The 18,850-nt window shown below is 44.9% G+C and carries 22 protein-coding genes, 1 tRNA gene and 6 pseudogenes; 8 read left to right on the plus strand and 21 right to left on the minus strand.

The window, feature by feature from the left end; genetic code table 11:
• Positions 1–214 precede the first annotated feature (214 nt).
• Positions 215–544, plus strand: coding sequence for a DUF3889 domain-containing protein (locus D368_RS11945; RefSeq protein ID WP_003153097.1), 330 nt, complete (start codon positions 215–217; stop codon positions 542–544).
• A gap of 39 nt (positions 545–583) precedes the next feature.
• Here the strand turns inward: D368_RS11945 and D368_RS11950 are convergent, their stop codons facing one another.
• The 9 genes and pseudogenes from D368_RS11950 to D368_RS11990 form a co-directional block, all read right to left on the minus strand.
• On the minus strand, positions 584–763 hold the full coding sequence (locus D368_RS11950) for a YqzE family protein (RefSeq protein WP_003153093.1): 180 nt from the start codon (positions 761–763) through the stop codon (positions 584–586).
• A 56-nt stretch (positions 764–819) separates the two neighbouring features.
• A complete protein-coding gene (comGG, locus tag D368_RS11955; RefSeq protein WP_101562272.1) occupies positions 820–1,197 on the minus strand; it encodes a competence type IV pilus minor pilin ComGG in 378 nt (125 codons plus the stop codon).
• Complete coding sequence (gene comGF / locus D368_RS11960; RefSeq protein WP_014305411.1) at positions 1,198–1,698, minus strand: competence type IV pilus minor pilin ComGF; 501 nt, start codon at positions 1,696–1,698, stop codon at positions 1,198–1,200. It abuts the gene before it with no gap.
• On the minus strand, positions 1,607–1,921 hold the full coding sequence (gene comGE / locus D368_RS11965; RefSeq protein ID WP_015388003.1) for a competence type IV pilus minor pilin ComGE: 315 nt from the start codon (positions 1,919–1,921) through the stop codon (positions 1,607–1,609). Before comGE ends, comGF begins: the two co-directional genes overlap by 92 nt.
• Positions 1,905–2,342: a competence type IV pilus minor pilin ComGD gene (comGD, locus tag D368_RS11970; protein ID WP_025852922.1), complete on the minus strand. Its 438-nt coding sequence runs from the start codon at positions 2,340–2,342 to the stop codon at positions 1,905–1,907. Before comGD ends, comGE begins: the two co-directional genes overlap by 17 nt.
• Positions 2,332–2,640 carry a competence type IV pilus major pilin ComGC gene (gene comGC, locus D368_RS11975; RefSeq protein WP_003153087.1) on the minus strand — a complete coding sequence of 103 codons (309 nt, stop codon included), beginning with the start codon at positions 2,638–2,640 and terminating at the stop codon, positions 2,332–2,334. Before comGC ends, comGD begins: the two co-directional genes overlap by 11 nt.
• A 4-nt stretch (positions 2,641–2,644) precedes the next feature.
• Positions 2,645–3,683, minus strand: a pseudogene (gene comGB / locus D368_RS11980) (competence type IV pilus assembly protein ComGB).
• A pseudogene (gene comGA / locus D368_RS11985) lies at positions 3,670–4,738 on the minus strand (competence type IV pilus ATPase ComGA). The pseudogenes comGB and comGA overlap by 14 nt, the downstream one beginning before the upstream one ends.
• 119 nt (positions 4,739–4,857) lie before the next feature.
• Positions 4,858–5,877: a magnesium transporter CorA family protein gene (locus D368_RS11990; RefSeq protein ID WP_128574832.1), complete on the minus strand. Its 1,020-nt coding sequence runs from the start codon at positions 5,875–5,877 to the stop codon at positions 4,858–4,860.
• A gap of 145 nt (positions 5,878–6,022) precedes the next feature.
• Here D368_RS11990 and D368_RS11995 point away from each other — a divergent pair, with 145 nt between their 5' ends.
• Positions 6,023–7,324: a hemolysin family protein gene (locus D368_RS11995; protein WP_070082114.1), complete on the plus strand. Its 1,302-nt coding sequence runs from the start codon at positions 6,023–6,025 to the stop codon at positions 7,322–7,324.
• 37 nt (positions 7,325–7,361) lie between these two features.
• On the opposite strand, the gene D368_RS12000 is transcribed toward D368_RS11995, so the two are convergent.
• Entirely contained in the window at positions 7,362–8,192 is an 831-nt protein-coding gene (locus tag D368_RS12000) for an STAS domain-containing protein (protein ID WP_071391608.1), read from the minus strand.
• Positions 8,193–8,263: 71 nt separating this feature from the next.
• Here D368_RS12000 and D368_RS12005 point away from each other — a divergent pair.
• Positions 8,264–8,334, plus strand: a tRNA-Gln gene (locus tag D368_RS12005).
• Positions 8,335–8,397: 63 nt separating this feature from the next.
• Here D368_RS12005 and D368_RS12010 read toward each other — a convergent pair.
• Positions 8,398–8,777 (minus strand): annotated as a pseudogene (locus D368_RS12010) (Spx/MgsR family RNA polymerase-binding regulatory protein).
• A 236-nt stretch (positions 8,778–9,013) separates the two neighbouring features.
• Here D368_RS12010 and D368_RS12015 point away from each other — a divergent pair.
• Positions 9,014–9,259 carry a DUF2626 domain-containing protein gene (locus D368_RS12015; RefSeq protein ID WP_003153078.1) on the plus strand — a complete coding sequence of 82 codons (246 nt, stop codon included), beginning with the start codon at positions 9,014–9,016 and terminating at the stop codon, positions 9,257–9,259.
• Positions 9,260–9,299: 40 nt separating this feature from the next.
• Here the strand turns inward: D368_RS12015 and D368_RS12020 are convergent, their stop codons facing one another.
• Positions 9,300–9,938 (minus strand): MBL fold metallo-hydrolase, encoded by a 639-nt coding sequence (locus D368_RS12020; protein ID WP_025852931.1) that lies wholly within the window; start codon positions 9,936–9,938, stop codon positions 9,300–9,302.
• Positions 9,939–10,092: 154 nt separating this feature from the next.
• Here D368_RS12020 and D368_RS12025 point away from each other — a divergent pair, with 154 nt between their 5' ends.
• Complete coding sequence (locus D368_RS12025; RefSeq protein WP_003153076.1) at positions 10,093–10,266, plus strand: DUF2759 domain-containing protein; 174 nt, start codon at positions 10,093–10,095, stop codon at positions 10,264–10,266.
• A gap of 32 nt (positions 10,267–10,298) precedes the next feature.
• Here D368_RS12025 and D368_RS12030 read toward each other — a convergent pair whose 3' ends face one another.
• The 5 genes and pseudogenes from D368_RS12030 to D368_RS12050 all read right to left on the minus strand — a co-directional run bounded on the left by D368_RS12030 (position 10,299) and on the right by D368_RS12050 (position 14,142).
• Positions 10,299–10,613 (minus strand): MTH1187 family thiamine-binding protein, encoded by a 315-nt coding sequence (locus tag D368_RS12030; RefSeq protein ID WP_003153073.1) that lies wholly within the window; start codon positions 10,611–10,613, stop codon positions 10,299–10,301.
• A 5-nt stretch (positions 10,614–10,618) separates the two neighbouring features.
• Positions 10,619–11,654 (minus strand): annotated as a pseudogene (locus D368_RS12035) (YqgU-like beta propeller domain-containing protein).
• Between the two features lie 72 nt (positions 11,655–11,726).
• A pseudogene (locus D368_RS12040) lies at positions 11,727–12,854 on the minus strand (M14 family metallopeptidase).
• 80 nt (positions 12,855–12,934) lie between these two features.
• Complete coding sequence (gene glcK, locus D368_RS12045; RefSeq protein ID WP_128574834.1) at positions 12,935–13,897, minus strand: glucose kinase GlcK; 963 nt, start codon at positions 13,895–13,897, stop codon at positions 12,935–12,937.
• Between the two features lie 35 nt (positions 13,898–13,932).
• Positions 13,933–14,142: a YqgQ family protein gene (locus D368_RS12050; protein ID WP_007408313.1), complete on the minus strand. Its 210-nt coding sequence runs from the start codon at positions 14,140–14,142 to the stop codon at positions 13,933–13,935.
• Positions 14,143–14,339: 197 nt separating this feature from the next.
• On the opposite strand from D368_RS12050, the gene nhaC reads away from it, so the two are divergent.
• The gene (gene nhaC / locus D368_RS12055) at positions 14,340–15,704 is read left to right on the plus strand and encodes a Na+/H+ antiporter NhaC (RefSeq protein ID WP_128574835.1); all 1,365 of its coding nucleotides are present in this window, start codon (positions 14,340–14,342) and stop codon (positions 15,702–15,704) included.
• Positions 15,705–15,780: 76 nt separating this feature from the next.
• On the opposite strand, the gene D368_RS12060 is transcribed toward nhaC, so the two are convergent.
• From D368_RS12060 to rpmG, 3 genes are all read right to left on the minus strand, one after another.
• Entirely contained in the window at positions 15,781–15,954 is a 174-nt protein-coding gene (locus tag D368_RS12060) for a hypothetical protein (protein ID WP_003153061.1), read from the minus strand.
• Between the two features lie 71 nt (positions 15,955–16,025).
• Positions 16,026–16,580 carry a 5-formyltetrahydrofolate cyclo-ligase gene (locus D368_RS12065; protein WP_038459203.1) on the minus strand — a complete coding sequence of 185 codons (555 nt, stop codon included), beginning with the start codon at positions 16,578–16,580 and terminating at the stop codon, positions 16,026–16,028.
• A gap of 78 nt (positions 16,581–16,658) precedes the next feature.
• A complete protein-coding gene (gene rpmG / locus D368_RS12070; protein WP_003153056.1) occupies positions 16,659–16,808 on the minus strand; it encodes a 50S ribosomal protein L33 in 150 nt (49 codons plus the stop codon).
• 347 nt (positions 16,809–17,155) lie between these two features.
• Here rpmG and D368_RS12075 point away from each other — a divergent pair, with 347 nt between their 5' ends.
• Together D368_RS12075 and D368_RS12080 are read left to right on the plus strand one after the other, a co-directional pair.
• Positions 17,156–17,509: a hypothetical protein gene (locus D368_RS12075; RefSeq protein ID WP_003153047.1), complete on the plus strand. Its 354-nt coding sequence runs from the start codon at positions 17,156–17,158 to the stop codon at positions 17,507–17,509.
• Positions 17,506–17,969 (plus strand): annotated as a pseudogene (locus D368_RS12080) (endolytic transglycosylase MltG). Before D368_RS12075 ends, D368_RS12080 begins: the two are co-directional and overlap by 4 nt.
• Before the next feature lie 97 nt (positions 17,970–18,066).
• Here the strand turns inward: D368_RS12080 and pstB are convergent.
• On the minus strand, positions 18,067–18,849 hold the full coding sequence (pstB, locus tag D368_RS12085; RefSeq protein WP_003153040.1) for a phosphate ABC transporter ATP-binding protein PstB: 783 nt from the start codon (positions 18,847–18,849) through the stop codon (positions 18,067–18,069).
• Position 18,850: the final 1 nt, after the last annotated feature.

The raw sequence follows: 18,850 nt of genomic DNA on the forward strand, positions 1-18,850 counted from the left end.
TTTAAAGAACCGCATGAACAAAGTATAATCAAGGATTATCGTCTTGAAAAATGTCAAAATCGGTCAAATTGTTCGTTTTTGAGAATGGTATCTTTCAAAAACATCGTTTTGCTTCAAATTACACACCTTTTTTGGAATTTTTTCTAATAAAACGTGAGAAAATAACGAGGTGGCTAGAACAAAATGGAAAGTATATACAGCGAAAGGACGAAGAATGATGATCACACAAAGTCTGATTTGCCTTTCTCTTCTTGTTTTCGGGGTTTCAGGAACAGCTCAGGCGGAAACGGTGCCTTATTATGCTGTTCACCATAAATCAAAATGGGAAAAGTTAGCAGAAAAAGAAGCTAAAAAAAGATATCCGCTCGCCCAAACATTATTTATTCAAAAGGTGTGGGATCGGAAAAGAACGGATGAAGCAGTCAAACAATACCACTTGACATTGCGGGATGGCGCAAAAGAATTTGGTGTGTTTGTTACGATTTCTTTTAATCCCTACAGCCAAAAGGTAAATAAAATTGCCGTCATTGAGGAATACCAATAAGGCCCTCCTGATACAGGAGGACCTTTCGTGTGATTCACTTTATTTTTTCCGCTGCATCCACAGCTTAAAACTGTACGGCAATATTCCGAACCAGTGCTGAGAAGCCGGCACTTTCTTTTCTTTCCGCACTTCTTTTCGCTCTCTCCGTTCCTGTTTCGGCGTATCGAAATATTTAACGAATTGCTCAGTCATATATTTTACATAATCATTTGTTTTCACGGCTCTCACCTCATAGTGCTGTCTTTACTATGAAGTGTTGTCCCGCCGCCTCTTTTTTATACTTCCGTCCATTGAATCAGCTGTTTCTTCTTCTGATCGAACAAAAGGTGAGCCTCGCGTCTCGTGCCTGACACTGTTTCCGCCTGAATTGTAACCTGAACCGTTTCCCGGCGATCACTCCCGGTGATGTGGAAGGAAACAGTTCCGTACGGAAAACGCTGTGTACCAGTTTGGACCTTTTGTCCCTGTGTCATATGGCGGCTTGACAGCAGCGCGCCGTTTTGGAGCAGGTTCTCTCCGATCCAGTACTCCCCGGCCTCTTTCGCAAATGTTTTTCGGGTGATGAAATCAGATGAAGTATAGCTGATGACAAGTAAAACTGCGGCAGAAACAAACAGAACCGCGGGATAGATAAAACCGTCAGATTTGTACATTTAATCACCTTTTAAAGAGCTGTAAACCGGAATGACCGCCTGATTCTTTTTACCTGTAACGCTTGAGATCTCTAATAAGAGCAGGCCGTTTTTCACATCAGCCGTTAATGATGCCGCGTTTTGCAGGATCGGCACGTGGCCTTTTCCGTTTACTCTTTTCCTTATCATCTTATGATAAATTTCAAAACGCACTTCTTCGCCTCCTGTTTTCCGGCATGCTAACGCCCGGCCGCCGTCCGCCGGTTTCACAGTCTCTGCCTGTTTACATTCGTTCATGATCTGCTGAACGGCAATTTGATGCTCCCGGCTGTCTAATCCGCCGTTATCGGTCCGGTTTGATAAAAACAGATGTAAAATCGGGCCCAGGGTTCCTGATAGGAAAAGACAGACTGCCAAGGAGAACAAAACATTAAGAAGCGTAAAGCCAGTCTGTTTTGAGAATGCTGAGACACATTTCTTTTTCGCCGCGGTCAGCCGCACACACTTTGTAATACTCACCATCCTCCTTCCACTTCACGCCGGGAGACGGCGGCTTTTTTCCGGTCATCATATAAGTGCTGATATGCTTCTGAAGAAGCTGGTACGCTTCCTGGCGATCTTCTATTTTCAGACCATCTGTCAGCATGCCCGTCCAGACCGGAATGATAGACGTCATAAGGAACAGCCAAATGGCCATTGCTGATAGTGTTTCAATAGTAGAGAACCCCTTATTTCCGTTTAGCATGGACATTTCCGCTCCCTAAGTAAACTGTGATCTCATAGGTGAACCCGGCGCTCTTCAATTGAATCTTTCCTCCCGAATTCGGATGGCCTTTTTCGTTAAATTCAAGGCTCTCCGGTAAAGTTACAAGTGTAATGTGAAGCGAATCAAAAGAACGCTCGACAATCCTTCCGGCTGACTGCAGTTTGTATTTATGCTCTTTTGGAAGAAAAGTGATTTTTGTTCTTTTATGTTCTGCGATAGCCGTTTCCTGCGCAAGCTGAATATCTTTTTGAAGCTGTTCTGTTTTTTGCCGCACGGCAAGGTGGGTGCAGACCGGCGGAACCGTCGTGAACAAAACCGTCAGCAGGACGGACGCCAGGCTTAACACAATCAGGCTTTCAAGAAGGGTAAACCCGTTTTCTGTCCGCCTGTTATTGTTCAACTGTAACTTCTCCGCCACTAATTAAGATCTGTTTACCATTCGGGCAGGCTGTATTCTTTTTGATATACCCCTCTGATTGTAAATCGTTCATATCCGGCATTTTACCTTCATGGTCGATTTCGTACGCCGTCACTTGGGCTTTCACCATATTCTGCAGTCCTTCACAGCCTTTATGCTGAATGCTTTGATTATGTTTTGTAACGTTAGGAATGGTGATTAAAAGCAGAATGGAAACGATAAATAAAACGATCAGCATTTCAATTAAAGTAAATCCATCTTGATTTTTCAGACGAAGCACTCCCTTACATTTGGTTCATCATCTGGTACATCGGCATCAGCATTGACATGTAGACAATTAAAATCATACCGGCCACAACACCGTAAATGACAGGCTGGAGAATGCCGGTATACTTCGCCGCGTTTTGTTCAAGACGCTCCATCATAAACTGGCTGTACGTATAAAGTTCGCGGTGAAGCAGGCCGTTTGCCTGTCCGTGGCTGACTGCAGCCGCAAGATCTTTTTCATAACACGGATGCCCGGAAAGAGCGGATTCTATGGTTTCTCCGGCTTTCAGACGTGTAATGAGCATCTCTGCTTCTTCACGATAAAAAGGCAGAAAAGATTGTTCTTTAAAAGCTGTTAAGCTGTCATAGATAGAAAGGCCGGATTTCAGAAGACTGCTGAGCTGTAAAGAGAAAAAGTAGCTGTTAAAAAGAACGGCCGCTTTTCCTAAGAGGGGTATTTTCACAACAATGAGCATTTTATCTTGCGGGGATTTTTTCTTACATAAGAACCAAACGTACAAAAACAAGCAGAAAGCGGCGGACAGCGCCAGTGCGCAGGCTTCATGAAAATGCCGAAAAAACGCAAAGATGAAAGCAGTCGCACCGGATGTATTCATATTCATTGATTGATAAATCCCAGAAAACTGCGGAATAATTAAACTTTGCAGGATATAAAACATGACACAGACGGAAGAAATTAAAAACATCGGATACCGGAGCATTTTTTTGATTTGATTCGTCTGCATGAGCTTTCTCTGTAATAATTCGCCGCTTTGTTTCATCGCCCCCGGCAATTCTCCGTGTTTCTCTGCGAAATAGCAGATAGAGACGGCTTCTTTATGAAAAGACAGTGCCTCAAGCACTTCGTAAAACGCATCACCTTCCCTCAGCCGGCGGATTCCGTCCGTCAGCTCTGCAAGCTGACGTTTATGCAGCTGGAGTTTCAGCAGTCTGAGCCCTTCAATCAGACTGTATCCTTTTTCCGTCATTTCACCGAGCCTTTTCAAAAAAAGCCGCTTGATCCTTCAACGGCCAGGTTCGTTTAATCCGCTTCATGATACACCCACCGATCGTAATTGTCGGTCGTGACATAGCCGAGCGCGATTCCTTTTCTGATTAGCCTGCGGAGCGTCTGATATTGAAAATTGGCGTGCTCTCCCTTTGCTTCCCGAAAGCATTGGGTAAGGTTTTTCCCGTAGAGCAGTTCATAAATGCCCGCACGGCGTGTCTGCCTGTACATCCGGCAGTACACCGAACAGTTTTCCTCTTTGCAGAACGGACATGTTAAATCAACCAGACGCTGAGCGGCAATGGCAATGACGGTTTGTTCAATTTCTGTCATGTTCACCCCAAACTCCAGCAGTCTGTATATGGCGCCCTTAGCATCCCTTGTGTGCAGGCTTGAAAGAACGAGGTGTCCCGTCATGGCCGCGCGGACTGCGATTTCAGCCGTCTCGGCATCCCTGATTTCCCCTAAGATGATCATATCGGGATCATGTCTTAAAATCGCTTTTAGACCGGCGGAATATGTGACTCCGGCTTTTTCATTCACCTGAACTTGCAACACATCCTCATCTCTTGTTTCTACGGGGTCTTCAAGCGTGACAATCCGCCGGTTGAAATGCCTTTTTGCATAGTTGACAAGCGAGTAAAGGGTGGTCGTTTTTCCAGATCCGGTCGGTCCGGTAAACAGAAGCAGGCCGTGCGAATGCTTCAGAAAGGACAATAGTGCGGCGCCCGCCCCCCGAAATAAAGACAGTTTATCCAGAGGGGGAATCTGCCGCTTAGGCAAAAGCCTGATGACAAGACTTTCATCATTCATTGTCGGCAAGGTTGACATTCTCAAATGAACGGTTTCCGTCGGAAGCGGCAGAGACAATGACCCGTTTTGCGGCTTACGTCTTTCTCCTATATCCATGGCCGATAAAAACTTGAAATGAGAAATAAGCCTTACGCATTCCTCTTTTTTAAGACTCTTTTTTCACAAGAGCATGGCCGATGCGAAAATGAATGAAAGCATCCTTTTCTCTCGGCACAATGTGTATATCTGAAGCCCTTGCCGTATAGGCCTCGTTTATGATGTTCCTGCTGTATGTTTCAATATTTTTCACAAGACTTTCCTCCTTCCGCACGTATTGTAAATCAGATACACAAAAGCCGGCAAAGGAGAGATTATGCGTTTTACACTGTGTAAAACGTAAAAAATAAAAATAAGCCCCCTGACTTTGATTTACTGAATGAAATCCGGAACCATTCGGCCATTTTCAGCCATCAAAAAAGCAGGCGTATGCCTGCTCTTCTTAGCGTTTCTTTTCTTTCCGCAAATATTTTTTTGATGCTCCCTCAAAATGTCCCCTGTCCAGCCTTTCTGCCGCAGATAAATATAAATCAGCAGGGTTGATACAATAATGAGCACGATGGAACAGATATACGCATATTTCCAATGAAGCTCCGGCATGTTATCAAAGTTCATCCCCCAGAGAGCTCCAAGCGCGGTCATCGGTGTAAAGAGAGTTGTAAAGATCGTCAAGGCTTTCACAATTTCATTTCCTCTTTGGGAGGTAATGACTTCCTCGGCGTGCAGCAGATTGCTCAGTTCCTGATCAAACTCATTGATATATGTAATCCCTCTTTCCATCTTATGATGAGCCCTGAGGTAATCTTTCTGCCTGTCATTTTTCGGGAGAAACGCTTCTTTTAAAGCCATTTCCACTTTTTTAGCTCCCAGTGTAAGACCTTTCCAAATGAACAGCTCATGGCGCAGTTTATGCACATTTTCCAAGATTCCTTTGCTGTTGTCATCATGAATCTGCCATTTCAGCGTCCGCTGCTTGACTTCAAATTCATCCAGTCCGATCAGATAGGAATTCATCAGCTCTCCCAGCAGAACAAAAAAGCCTTCAATCGGATTTTCACAGGTTTGAATCTGCTGTGTGGCATGCTTTTCTTTTACACCGCGCAGCAGCGAAAAATCAAAATTAATCGTAAAAAAGAAGTCTCTCGTAATATAAAAGTGAAATACGGTATGGTTTTTTTCATCATCTAATCCTTGATGATAGATTAAAGATCCGAAAACCGCTTCATTATTCTGATCATTTGTATCTGAGCGCAGAAAGTTTATATGATTTTCATGTTCAAACCACTTTTCGCATTGCGGCCAGTGATTGTGATGGATCATTTTTTTCGCTTCCGCTTTTTCATGCGGACCGAGCTGGTACCACAGCCAGTCCGCTCCCGAATGTACCTTCATCTCTTGTCATCCTCCAGTATCGCTTTCTTGTTTTATTACCGTAAATGAGGCGGGCTAAACCAGGTTCGATGTTTGAGCAGCTTTCTACAGTGGTATTATTCCGAAAAAAGGGAGGTGCAAGCCTTCCTTCGCGGAAGGCGTTACATTGTATATCATCAAACTATCTGCCATCGTACTATTTATTTTATTAACGGCGTGTTTTGTCGCCATAGAGTTTTCAATTGTTAAAGCAAGGCGCTCCCGCATTAATCAGCTCATTGAGGAAGATGTAAAAGGAGCAAAAGCAGCCAAGCATGTCATTACACACCTCGATGAATATTTATCGGCGTGCCAATTGGGCATCACCGTCACCGCTTTGGGGATCGGCTGGCTGGGTGAACCGACAGTCAAAGCAATGCTTCAGCCGTTATTTTTAAAAACCGGAGTTCACGAAGCGGTTGCCCAAGTACTGTCATTGATCATCGCCTTTCTGCTGGTTACATATGTGAATGTCGTCATCGGCGAACTCGCCCCGAAAAGTTTTGCTATCCAAAAAGCCGAGCGGATTACACTTTTGTCTGCCAGACCGATGATTTTGTTTTATAAGTTAATGTTTCCGTTCATCTGGCTGCTCAATCATTCCGCCCGCCTGATTACAGCCATGTTCGGCTTGAAGCCTGCTTCCGAACATGAAATGGCTTATACGGAAGAGGAATTGCGGGTGCTCCTTGCCGAAAGCTATCGAAGCGGCATGATCAAAAAAAGCGAGCTGCATTACGTAAATAACATTTTTACATTTGATAAGCGCACTGCCAAAGAAATTATGGTGCCCCGGAATGAAATGGTGAGCCTGCCGTTAGACAGCGGATCGGGACATATGCTCCGGGACATTATCAAAACAAATAAATATACCCGGTATCCCGTAGTAAAAGGAGATAAAGATCATGTAGTCGGCATCATCAATATTAAAGAAGTTTTATTCAGATTCCTGTCAGAAGGAGGGGCGTTTACAAAACACGAACTCAGCCCTTACATCCAGCCGGCGATCCACGTGATTGAGACGATTCCGATTTATCAATTGTTCGTTAAAATGCAGCGGGAACACGCCCATATGGCCATTCTCATTGATGAGTACGGCGGAACCGCGGGATTAGTAACGGCGGAAGATATCATTGAAGAGATCGTCGGCGAAATCCGCGACGAATTTGATACAGACGAAACACCTTCCGTTCAAAAGCTTGGGAAGAACCGCTATCTCCTGAACGCCAAATTGCTGATCAGTGACGTCAATGATTTACTCGGAACAGAGATTACGGCTGATCAAGTCGATACACTGGGGGGCTGGTTTCTTACTCAGCATATTGACGCGAAGCCCGGGAGCACCATTGATTTTGAAGGCTACACATTTACGGTAAAAGAAATCGACAGCCATCATATCATGACGATTGAAGCTGACAAAGCTGAATAGCTGAGGGAGAAATCCTCCCCGGCCATTCAGCTTTTTATCATCTTAATGATTCTTTTACGATAAATCCGTTTTTTGCCAGCGCCTTCGCCAGACTCTGCTCTGTTTTCACCTGAGAAAAATCGATGCCGAGCTTCACGACGGTCTGCGCGATTTCCGGCCTGATGCCTGAGATTGTCGTTTCTATGCCAAGAAGTTTTGTGCTGTCAATCACTTTGAAAATCTGATAAGCGACCATCGTATCCACAATCGGCACTCCTGATATATCTAAAAATAAATAAGAAAGACGGAGTGAAGAACATTGGTCAAGCACCGATTCCAAAATCATTTTTGCCCGGTAGGTATCAATTTCGCCGACGAGCGGCAAAATTCCAATACCGTCGGCAATCGGCATAATCGGCGCGCTTAGTTCGTTAATCATTTCCTTTTGGGCGTTTAATTGTGTAACCGTCACTTTATAATATTCCTCTGTAAATACTTCAATCATATGGTCAATTGCTTTGTTCAGCTTCTCTCCCCAATGGAATACCGCATTCGCCCCGGGCTTCTCAGACATCGTTTCACAGCATGTCTGTATGCGGTTCCAGACCAATCTCCGGAATTCTTTAAAGCTCGTGACGCTTTCATAGACCGGTACTTCATGGACGGCCCGGTCCCTTGCGAACTGAAGCGCCCACTTTGTCAGCTCCTCTTCCCCGCCGTCTTTTTCCGATAAAATGCCGGCAACGATTTCAATTAACAGACGGTGCTGCATTTCCGCTTTCTGATCATCTGAAGGCCGCCCCGATTTTGGTATGAGCAGCCACTGGCGTGTGATTTCACCTGATTCTTCAATTAAGGATCGAGATAATGTTTCATTCAAATGTTTCACGGGTCTCCTCCATTCAAATTACTTTGTATGTATAAATCGGCGCCGGACGCACATACTGTAATTACATCCGATGGGCTATAGCCAAGCGGTAAGGCAATGGACTTTGACTCCGTGATCGTTGGTTCGAATCCAGCTAGCCCAGTCCCGCAACCGCAAAAAACGAAGATTAGCTGATAAATTTGATCAGCGGATCTTCGTTTTTCTCTTATGATACAGATTGATGTACCGTTTTTTCTTCGTCAGCTTCATCAGTTCTCCCGGATTGTATCCGATAACGAGCTTATTGCGATCGATCAGAATCGGACGCCGCAGCAGTTTCGGCTTCTCAGTCAAAAGCTTCAGCACTTCATTTACAGTCATTTCTTCAATGTTGAGGTTAAGGTTTTTAAATGTTTGGCTTCTCGTCGCCAATATTTCATCAATTCCTTCGGTCGTTAATGATAAAATCTGTTTCAATTCATCAATTGTCGGTGTCTCCCGGAATAGATGTCGCTCTTGAAAGTCAACATTGTGGGCTTTTAACCAATGTTTCGTTTTTCGGCATGATGTGCAGCTCGGGTATGAATAAAAAATAAGTTCTTTCATTTTTAAAAATTCCTCCCTCGGATAATCCGTCTCTTTGTTAACATAAGTACCCTGAACTTTTTTTCCCTAAACGTATTTCAAAAAGATTTTTCGGATCTTTTTTAGAGAACGGCATAAGATATAAAACACAGGGAAAGACATAAATTCCACAATAAATATAATCATGAAAATGTTTACATTTTGAGTGCCGATCTATTATAATAAACTTCAGATAGACTCTCGGGAGGGGATAAGGAATGAATCGCATGTTCCGGGTGTTAGGATTTTGGACGGGGATATTTGCAGTCATGTTTTTTCTAGGGGGCATGAAAGACGCTTCTCTTTTGTTTTTTGGACAGACGATCTTTTTCGTATTTCTTTCTTATTTGAATCTGACTGAGCGGATGTATATTTATATTTTCGGAGCTTACTTAACCGTATTTTTCGCCGGATTTACATACTACTCTATTTTTATTATGACACCGGGCGGCGGAACCCACTGAACAGAAAAAGACAGACCGATTATGGTCTGTCTTTTTTCATTTACAGTGAAAAACCATTGATAAACGGGTTTCGCTCCTGCTCTGTCTGGATGTCCGTTTCCGGCCCGTGCCCGCTTAATACAAGTGTATGTCCGGGAAGCGTGAGCAGTTTTTGATGAATGGAATCAAGCAATACGTCCTGACTTCCGCCGTGTAAATCAGTTCGGCCGATGCCTCCCTGAAAGAGCACATCACCTGAAATCACCAGATCCGCGTCCTTCACATAATAAGAAACGCTTCCCGGTGAATGTCCCGGCGTAAACAATGTCTCCAAATGGAAAGGCCCGATGTCCAAAATGCCGTCGCCTTCGATGAGCCGTTCGGCGGGCCGTGCCGTTACGGCAATGCCCCGCAATATGCCTGATCCGTTTAAGGAAGAGTCCTCCAGCCACTTTTCTTCCTTTTTGTGAAGATAGACGGGAACATCCCATCTGTCTCTTACTTCGTCAAGTGCGCCGATATGGTCAAAATGGGCGTGCGTCAGTAAGATGGCCAGCGGCTTCAGATTGTTTTCTTTTATGTAATTGTTGATTTTGTCCGCTTCCCCGCCCGGATCAAAAATAAGACAGGACTGATCCTCACTGACAAGAAAATACGCGTTTGCCTGAATCGGCCCGGCCGGCATTCGTCTCCATTTCACTTTCATCACCTCTTTATGTATATGCCCTTATTATGAAGGTTTTCTGCGGAAGATTCAATGAATGCGGCCGGGAAAACGCTATCGACAAACAAAATGAAAACGGTTAAAATGAAATGGAAAGATTTTCAGGTTCCAATGACAAAGGAGGAGCATGATGTTACTTGTTGTAATCTTCGGCCTTGTCGCATTATTAGCTGTATTAGGAGTCCTGCGGGCTGTCAGACAGAGAAATATCCTGGGATTTTTGTTAGCCGCCGCCACCCTGGGTGTGTTTGGCTGGTTTACCGTAATGACCGTTGTAACCAGCGGCTATCCGACTGCACATTAAAAGCCTGTATCCAATGGATACAGGCTTATTTTTTATTGCTGCAAATGTTTGCTGACACTTTTGATTTTGCTCTCCAGCGTCGTTTCTTTATCACGTCTGTCATCAATGCGGATATTTGTCGCCACTCTGTGCAGCCCTTTTTGGAACGGGGCTTCGTGAATGTCCTGAATGACTGCGAATAAGTCGCTCAGCTCACCTTCAATCAACGTGTTCATCGGCGTGAGCTGAAATTTGATTTTGCCGGCAGCTTTGTAACCCTCCAAAATGTTTTGCACATCCGCTACATACTCACTGACGCTCGGTGTTTTTGTTCCGATCGGAATGATTGTGACATCTGCAATTGCCATTTGGTTCAAACTCCTTTTTCATTTGTTATGATTGGTTCTGTCATGCCTGTTTTCAGTGAAATCAGACGGTCATACGTAAAGCCGTATAAAGCGTATTCCCCGTTCGGAGAGATCTGAATCGGCTCCATTTCCGTGTTTTTGAGCACCGTCCGCTCCCGTTCGTCTCCTAAGTCAAAGCTGATCAGATTGTAAGAGCGGCCTTCAGGCTTAAATATGTAAAACCGCTTGTGTGTCTGATCGTAATCATATTCCATCGGCGCAAAGCTCTCATACTTTTTTTGGAGAGGAAAGCGGTGTGTCACGGATGCCGGCTTTTGGAAAAGGAACTCGCCGTCTCCGTCCGATTGATCCGTTTGTCTGACGGCAATCGTCATGCCCGGGCGGGAATCAGCCCAGATGACGTGATGAAGCACTCTTTTTCTTTTTCGTCTGCAAGTCATAAGAATATAAAGGACCCTCTTCCTCCGTTTTTCCTTGCTTGATATATTGGAATTCATTAGTGGAGGTCCAATGAACAAAAGGGGCCTGAACGGGACTCTTTTTTAAAATGCCATTGTTCATATCCGCCGTATAGGCTGTGAAGTCCCATGTTTCAGTAAAAACGGTAATCATCATTTGATACGGGTCATACGGATTCCAAGCCGTCTCCAGCTCATAAGAGTTAAAGGCTTTGTGATAAAGTCTTTTCCCCTGCTTGTTTATAAGCACAAGCTCAGTCTGACCGCTGCTTGTCACCTGTACAAGAATCAGCTGTTTTTTCCGGCTGATCTTTACATTGACAATATTGCCCTTTGTTTCATAGAGCCGTTCGGATTTTCCGCTGAAAAGATCATATTTCATCAGCTGATGATGTGCTGTATACAGAATTGTTCTGTTATCCAGCCATCCTTCCGTTTTTTCCGCTTCCTTTTTACTGAGCGGAACGATTTTCTGTTCTGCCGATTTTGCCGAAACGCCTGTGTCTTGCTGCTGATGAGATGGTTCACAGGCCGCTAAACACAGAACGAATGCGGACAGCAGAACACAAACCAAGTATCTCATCAGCCTTCCCTCCATTCTTTTCTATTGTCCCATATTTGTTTATGTAAACAAATGAGAAATTTCACAGATGTCTCAAAAAACAAGCGACCTCCACAAAATACCTTCCGTCGCTTGATAAATATCAGCAAACTGATGAAAAGGCAAAGGGTTTTTTCCCTTCCCAAGCTCAATGGTATAGCCCTCTTTTCCATACTGTTGTATAAACCAATCCCTAAAACCGGCATGGCTGTCAATGGTTTTAACGCCTTGATAGCGGTTTCCGCTTATCGCTTCAAACTCCCGAATCATCTGAGATGATTGCTCCGGTTCACATCCTTCGTATCCCCCAATAAATCTCTTCTCCCTGCGTATGAAGCGCGATCAGCCGGTCAGGCGGCTGATCCGTTATCAGCCGATGCATCGCCTGCGCCTCCGGTTCAGTGAGCGGCGCCGTTCCCGGAAAATCACGGTATGAAGGGGCTTTCGGTTTGCGCCTTTGTTCAATATCCCAATTGGATGGGAAATGTTTATTTAAATCCACACCGTTTATATTCGCCTTCCATTCGCGGTAATCCGGGCGGTGCTCATTTAATTCGTTGAGAAATTCATTTTTTTCTGATAAATCTTCACACCCGTAAAGTACGAGATCAACCCCGTCGGGATTTACGAGCGGAACGAATGACAATGATGTCCGGCTGAATATATCAAGCGCAGAGTGCCCGAAAACGGTTTTATTTTCGCATAATGCCGCGCAATATTCTTTACACCATTTAAGCGCGACCGAGGTGGTGATCCATTCATTGGCATGAAATGAGGCGTTTACATGGACTTTTCTTTCGGCTGTATCCGCACCTATTTTCAGCTCATAAAGCGGCTTTCCCAATACGGAACTGCCGATTTTACGGCATGTGACAAACGAAAAGACATCCGTTATTTTCTCAATTTCTTCATAAACCGATTGGGAGCCGTACACCTTTTCTTCCTTCAGCCATTGATCAGCGGAAAGAACGCTTTCACAGTGCCGGATGTATCGCGAAAGCCCGCTCAGCGTCTCAAGCGGCGGCCCCTCTGACTGCCCGCTCACGGCAAAGCCGGGACAAAATAATTCATCGCTTTCCGCCGTTTTATCAGCGGCTTTCAACAGTTTTCATCAATTGAAAGCACCTTTGCAATATCTTTCATATGCTGTTTCAATTCAGGTTTGACACGAATTCCCGCCATGTTCATCCCCCTTTTTTAAAACTATATGACAGGGGAGATAAAAAAGAAAGCTGCCCGCGATATGGGCAGGCAGACTTTCTTCAGCAGTTTTGATGTTTGAGCCATTCATTTTTGGCAATCCACGCCCCGCCGATGACTCCGGCGTCATTTCCAAGTGCCGCAATCGAAATATCGGCCGCTTCCGCAGAACGCGGGAACGCGGTGATTTTGAAGGTCTCTTCCACTTTAGACCGCAGGATTTCACCCGCTTTAGACACGCCTCCGCCGAGCACGATTTTCGTCGGATTCATGGCGCTTGCCAGATTTCCGAGCACGAGGCCTAAATGTTTTGCGACATAATCGACGACTTCAAGCGCTGTCTTATCCTGCTGTTTAGCCGCTTCGAACACGTCACGTGCCGTCAGATCGCGTACTTGTAAGAGTGAAGAGTCGGAAACCGCCGCAAGCTTTTCTTTCGCGATGCGGACGATGCCGGTTGCGGACGCAATCGTTTCGATGCAGCCGGATTTTCCGCAATTGCACGGAGCTCCTCCTTCCGGAATACTGCAAATATGACCGATTTCTCCGCCGGCCCCGTTTTTACCGTGAACGATTTCTCCGTTGACGATGATGCCTCCGCCGACTCCGGTTCCAAGCGTCACTAAAATGACATCTTTGGCCCCGTCACCTGCACCCTTCCACATTTCTCCGAGCGCCGCGATATTGGCATCGTTTTCAATGACGGCCGGAATACCCGTTTCCGCCTCGAGATGGTCTTTCAGCGGATAGTTTTTCCACCCCATATTTGTCGTCTCATAGACCATTCCCGTCGCCATTTCCACGGGTCCGGGCGCTCCCATTCCGATCCATTTTACGATCCGTTTCGGCTTGTTCAGTTCTTCCAGCTTCTGATCAAGCGCTTTGGCGATCTTGACCGTAATTGTGTTTCCTGATTTATCGGTCGGAACTTCCCATTTATGCTGAATTTCACCGTACATGTTGATAAAGGCCAGCTTGATGGTTGTTCCGCCAAGATCAATCCCCGCAAACCATGTATCTTCCATAATAATCTCCTTTTCTTATTTAAAATCCTGCTGTGTTATCTGCCTTTGATCCGCTCCGATTCTCTCTGAAGAACTCCGGCGGCTTTTTGCCATAATTCTCTTTCAATCACGTTTGACAAGTACATTTCCTTTAATTCATCTTTCATAAAGTCAATTTCGGCTTGTCTGTCACCGAAATAAACGATATGTCCGAATGACTTAAACAGCTGCTGCACGTCATAAAATGAATTCATCTTCTTCACCATTTCTATTCTTCTTAGTATAAGCGTATTTCATCTCTGATCCGGGCGTCAAGCAAAAAACGATTGGAGAAAATATCCTTGTATTATTTTCATAAATTGTATATTCGCAATTGTAAAAAAACACTCATTTATGCGTTTTTCTGTTACAATACTTTCGTGCCCAAAAGCACAAAAGGATTAAAGTTTGATGGGGTGTTGTTTTGAAACAAGAAAAAAGGCTGACGTTCATCTCAGCCATCAGTTTATTTGTCTTGATGTTAGCAGTCATCATTTCCTGCCTGTTTTTCTTTCATACAGAGCCGCATATGCCGCTGTTCTTTTGCGTCATTATCCTGTCTCTGACAGGTTTATGGCTCGGTTTCTCGTGGGACAGTCTTGAAAAAGGAATTGTCAGCGGATTGAAAAACGGTGTGCAGCCGATTATCGTGCTGGCTTTGATCGGTGTGCTGATCGGCGCCTGGATGTACAGCGGCGCCATTCCCACCGTCACCGTTTACGCTCTGTCAATTATACAGCCGAGTCAGCTGCTTTTGACCGCATTATTTTCCTGCATGATTATCAGCACGCTTGTCGGCTCAAGTCTGACAACTGTCAGTACAATCGGCGTCGCGCTGTTAGGGGTAGCAAGCGCGGCGGGAGTTCCGCTCGAATGGACGGCGGGAGCAGTCATTTGCGGAGCTTGTTTCGGTGATAAAATGTCACCGATGTCCGACACGACGAATTTTGCCGCCGGAATCGGCGAAATTCCGATTTTTAAGCATATTCGCCATATGATGGGCACTACCGTTCCGGCACTGCTGATCACGATCGTTCTTTTTTATATTCTCGGTTCATCTGTTTCAATAAATGCCGCTTCAACGCAAAATATTGAGGCGGTCATTTCCGGAATAAAAGAGGCCGTGCACGTTACGCCTTGGTCGCTTCTTTCACCTCTGTTGGTGATCATTTTAGCTGTGAGACGGGTTTCCGTGATTCCGGTGCTTACCGCCGGTATTATTTCCGCAGGGCTTCTGACTGCTGTTTTTATTCCTGACAGCAGCATTCAAGGATTTATATCCGCCCTGCAAAGCGGGACGGCGTTTAAAACCGGCGACCAGGCTGTGGCCAGCATTATCAACAGAGGCGGGCTCCAATCGATGATGGGATCAGTCTCTCTGATCATGATCGCCTTTGCGCTCGGCGGCCTGATGGAAAAAACGGGCCTGATCGCGGCGCTGCTTCAAGGATTGATAAAAGGCGTGCATACGAAAGGACGTCTTGTCATGGCGACCGTCTTCTCAAGTATAGGCGTAAACCTTGCGACAGGTGAACAGTATTTGTCGATCTTAATTCCGGGTCAATCTTATAAACCTTTATATGACAAGCTCAGTATTAAGCGGATTCACCTTGCGCGGTCGCTTGAGGACGGCGGAACATTGATCAACCCGCTGATTCCCTGGGGAGTAAGCGGCGCTTTTATGGCAAGCGCATTAGGGGTTTCCGTCATCGACTACCTGCCGTTTACCTTTTTCCTGTACATTTCTCCTATGATCTCAATTCTGCTCGGTTTCCTGAAAAAAAGCTGACAATACGAGAAAACCTGCCGTTTTTTACCGGCAGGTTTTCTTATGCAAAAAATCCCGCTGAAAAAACGGGATTTGTTTAAAATGCCTGCTGAATGAATTTGTTTCTGATAAACGGTATTTTTAAAAAGAAATGAATGAATGTCCGTCTGATCCCCGGCTGGCTGAGCACGCTGTTCATCAGACGGTAGCGGTTTTGGTAAACGGCTAAAACAGATACGGCGCATAATGAGTAGATCAACAATTTTTTCATCTTATCCCTCCTGCCCCTATCGTTTGTCAAACAGCGAGAATTATTCCGGTGCAAGAAGTTTTTTTATGCGATTAAGCGATGGTTTCAGATTCAGTCACGATCATATCGACCGGAATATCGTGGGGCATGCGGGGAATGCGGTCTGTCAGCTGGCAGTCAAAGAGAAGCGACACGGTACGGCCTTTATAACCGGACAGGTACCGATCATAATATCCTCCGCCGTATCCGATTCTGAAGCCTTCCCGGTCAAAAGCCACGCCGGGCACAATCACAAGGTCAATGTCATTTTGGGCGGCTTTTTCCGTCAGACTCTCGATCGGTTCACTGAGGCCCGCATATACGGTTTCCAGCTGATCATACGCAGAAAATGTACGGAACTCCATTGCTCCCGTCTGCGGAAAGCATTTTGGGATACAGACTTGTTTTTTCTCTTTCCAGGCCTGTTCAATAATCGGCCGTGTCGGAATTTCCAGGCGTGTCGAGATGGTAACGGCGATCACGCGGGCCTGTTTCCATTCTTTTAAAGAAAACAGCGTTTCACGCATGCTGCGGCATTTTTTCTCCCATTCACTTTCTGTCATGTCAGAAAGCTTTGCTTTTATATCGGTTCTGATTTGTGCTTTCACGTTTCTCAAACCTCCCTGAAAGACAAAAAAGCCAGAACTTTATTGAAAGCTCCAGCTTTTTCCGCTGTGTTAAACAGCTTATTTTGTTTCACGGTGTAACGTAGATTTTTTATCACGTGGGCAATATTTTTTAAATTCAACGCGGTCCGGATTGTTGCGTTTGTTCTTTTTAGAAATATAGTTACGCTCACCACATTCAGTGCAAGCCAAAGTAATATTAACGCGCATTATTTTCCCTCCAAACTAAATATCATTTACTTATTCAGACTTATATATAATACCACTATAATGGACGGAATGCTAGAGCTGATTTACATGAAATGTTGTTTAAGTGCAGAAAACATCAGTTTACGCTTCTGATCCTCTGAATGAGCTTGCGTCAGAAGAAGGCAAAATATGACGAAACAGGACAAAAAAGGGCTTTCCGATACGAAATCTATAGAGAAATAACCGTTTGCTCCCCGAGTAAAAAAGATTTTCCGACAAAATTCCGTTTTTTTCTCTATTTCCTTTAGAATGGCGGCGTTTTATGGTATAAAAAAGAAGGGTAAATTAATAATAGAAGGTGATGAAACGTGGAAATTGCTATTATTGCGTTGTTTATCGTCAGTATAGCGCTTATTGCATTCTCATATTCTCAAAGAGATCCGATGAAAGACGTGGAACAGGAGCTAGAAACGCTTCAGCTTTCCGCCATGCAGGAAATTTACAAGTTGAAAAAGAAAATGACGGTGCTTGAAGAAGAATTGCTGGAAACCAACCTCGTGATCCGCAAAGCCAAAAGCAGCGGCATTAACCAAAAAATCGCCAAACAAATCATTTCAAAATATAACAACGGAATGTCTGCGGAAGCCATCGCAAAAGCGGAGCACGTGTCTGTCGAGGACGTCAATACCATTATTAAAGATAATGAGAAGGTGCTCGTATGACAAAACGGGGCATTCAGGCTTTTGCAGCAGGCATGATTTTAGCGACGGCCGTTCTCGCCGCTGTCTTCTATTTGACTGACCATGACCAGGCAGCCGCCGTTAAAACTGAAAAAACAGCATTGACAGAAAAAGAAGTAAACAGCTACCTCGACGATCAGCACAAAGTCTCCGTCAACCGGGATGACTATCAAAAACTGCTTGATTCTAAAGAAAAATCATTAAACAACGACCAAAACACAGACGCTAAAAAGAAAAAGTAACATACAAACTGACGATTAAAGACGGAATGAGCACTGCTGATGTGTCATCCATTCTTGAAAAAGAAGGGATTATTCCTTCAGCGAAAGACTTCAATGATTACGTCATTGACGCAGGCTACCACAAAGAAATCCGCGCCGGCCATTTCAAAGTCGACTCAGATATGAGCTTTAAAAAAATCGTCAAAACATTAACCCGCTAAAAAAGCTTGCAGGCATCGTCCATTCAGATGGATACGGCCGGCAGGCTTTTTTAATAGGCATATAAAAAGGACCCGGTCAATGGCCGGGCCCGTTTTTTTATCCGAATTTTCCGGTGATATAATCATGTGTTTTTTGATGATCCGGCTGAGAAAATATTTTTCCTGTATCGCCCCACTCCACCAGTTCGCCCATATAGAAAAACGCGGTTTGATCAGAGACCCTCGCAGCCTGCTGCATGTTATGAGTCACAATGACGATTGTATACTTTTCTTTCAATGTCAAAATCAGCTCTTCTATTTTCCGCGTGGACACGGGATCAAGAGCGGACGTCGGTTCATCCATCAGAAGGACGTCCGGTTTGGTGGCGAGCGCCCTTGCGATGCACAGCCGCTGCTGCTGACCGCCTGACAGTGAAAGCGCCTGTTGGTGAAGGCGATCCTTCACTTCATCCCAGAGCGCAGCTGCTTTTAAAGATTCCTCAGCGATTTCAAGCAGTTTCTTTTTATTTTTTTCGCCGTGAATTCTCGGACCGTACACGACATTCTCAAATATTGACTGGGGAAACGGATTGCCTTTTTGAAACACCATACCGATCTGTTTTCTTAATTCTGCCGCATCCGTCTTTTCCTTCAGCAGATTACGCCCGTTATAGATCATGTCGCCTGTCACTTTGACATTCGGAGCCATTTGCAGCATTAAATTTAATGTTTTAATAAAAGTGGATTTCCCGCAGCCGGACGGACCGATGATCGCAGTTACCTTCCGCTCCTCAAAACCGATCGTAATGTCTTTTAAAGCCTGATGGGCTCCGTACCATACGTTCATGCCGTGAATATCAAATAAATTCTGTGTGTGCACCGCTTCCTTCACAAGACTCACA

The sequence above is a fragment of the Paenibacillus lentimorbus NRRL B-30488 genome, from assembly GCF_000411595.1.
In the GTDB taxonomy this organism is placed as follows: Bacteria; Bacillota; Bacilli; order Bacillales; family Bacillaceae; genus Bacillus; species Bacillus velezensis.

Coding starts and splice junctions, on each gene's coding strand:
- D368_RS11945 (WP_003153097.1), top strand. CDS start 215: ATGATGATCACACAAAGTCTGATTTGCCTTTCTCTTCTTGTTTTCGGG.
- comGG (WP_101562272.1), bottom strand. CDS start 1,197: ATGTACAAATCTGACGGTTTTATCTATCCCGCGGTTCTGTTTGTTTCT.
- comGF (WP_014305411.1), bottom strand. CDS start 1,698: ATGGTGAGTATTACAAAGTGTGTGCGGCTGACCGCGGCGAAAAAGAAA.
- comGE (WP_015388003.1), bottom strand. CDS start 1,921: ATGCTAAACGGAAATAAGGGGTTCTCTACTATTGAAACACTATCAGCA.
- D368_RS11990 (WP_128574832.1), bottom strand. CDS start 5,877: ATGAAGGTACATTCGGGAGCGGACTGGCTGTGGTACCAGCTCGGTCCG.
- D368_RS12015 (WP_003153078.1), top strand. CDS start 9,014: ATGAATCGCATGTTCCGGGTGTTAGGATTTTGGACGGGGATATTTGCA.
- D368_RS12025 (WP_003153076.1), top strand. CDS start 10,093: ATGTTACTTGTTGTAATCTTCGGCCTTGTCGCATTATTAGCTGTATTA.
- D368_RS12030 (WP_003153073.1), bottom strand. CDS start 10,613: ATGGCAATTGCAGATGTCACAATCATTCCGATCGGAACAAAAACACCG.
- glcK (WP_128574834.1), bottom strand. CDS start 13,897: ATGGAAGATACATGGTTTGCGGGGATTGATCTTGGCGGAACAACCATC.
- D368_RS12050 (WP_007408313.1), bottom strand. CDS start 14,142: ATGGTGAAGAAGATGAATTCATTTTATGACGTGCAGCAGCTGTTTAAG.
- D368_RS12060 (WP_003153061.1), bottom strand. CDS start 15,954: ATGAAAAAATTGTTGATCTACTCATTATGCGCCGTATCTGTTTTAGCC.
- rpmG (WP_003153056.1), bottom strand. CDS start 16,808: ATGCGCGTTAATATTACTTTGGCTTGCACTGAATGTGGTGAGCGTAAC.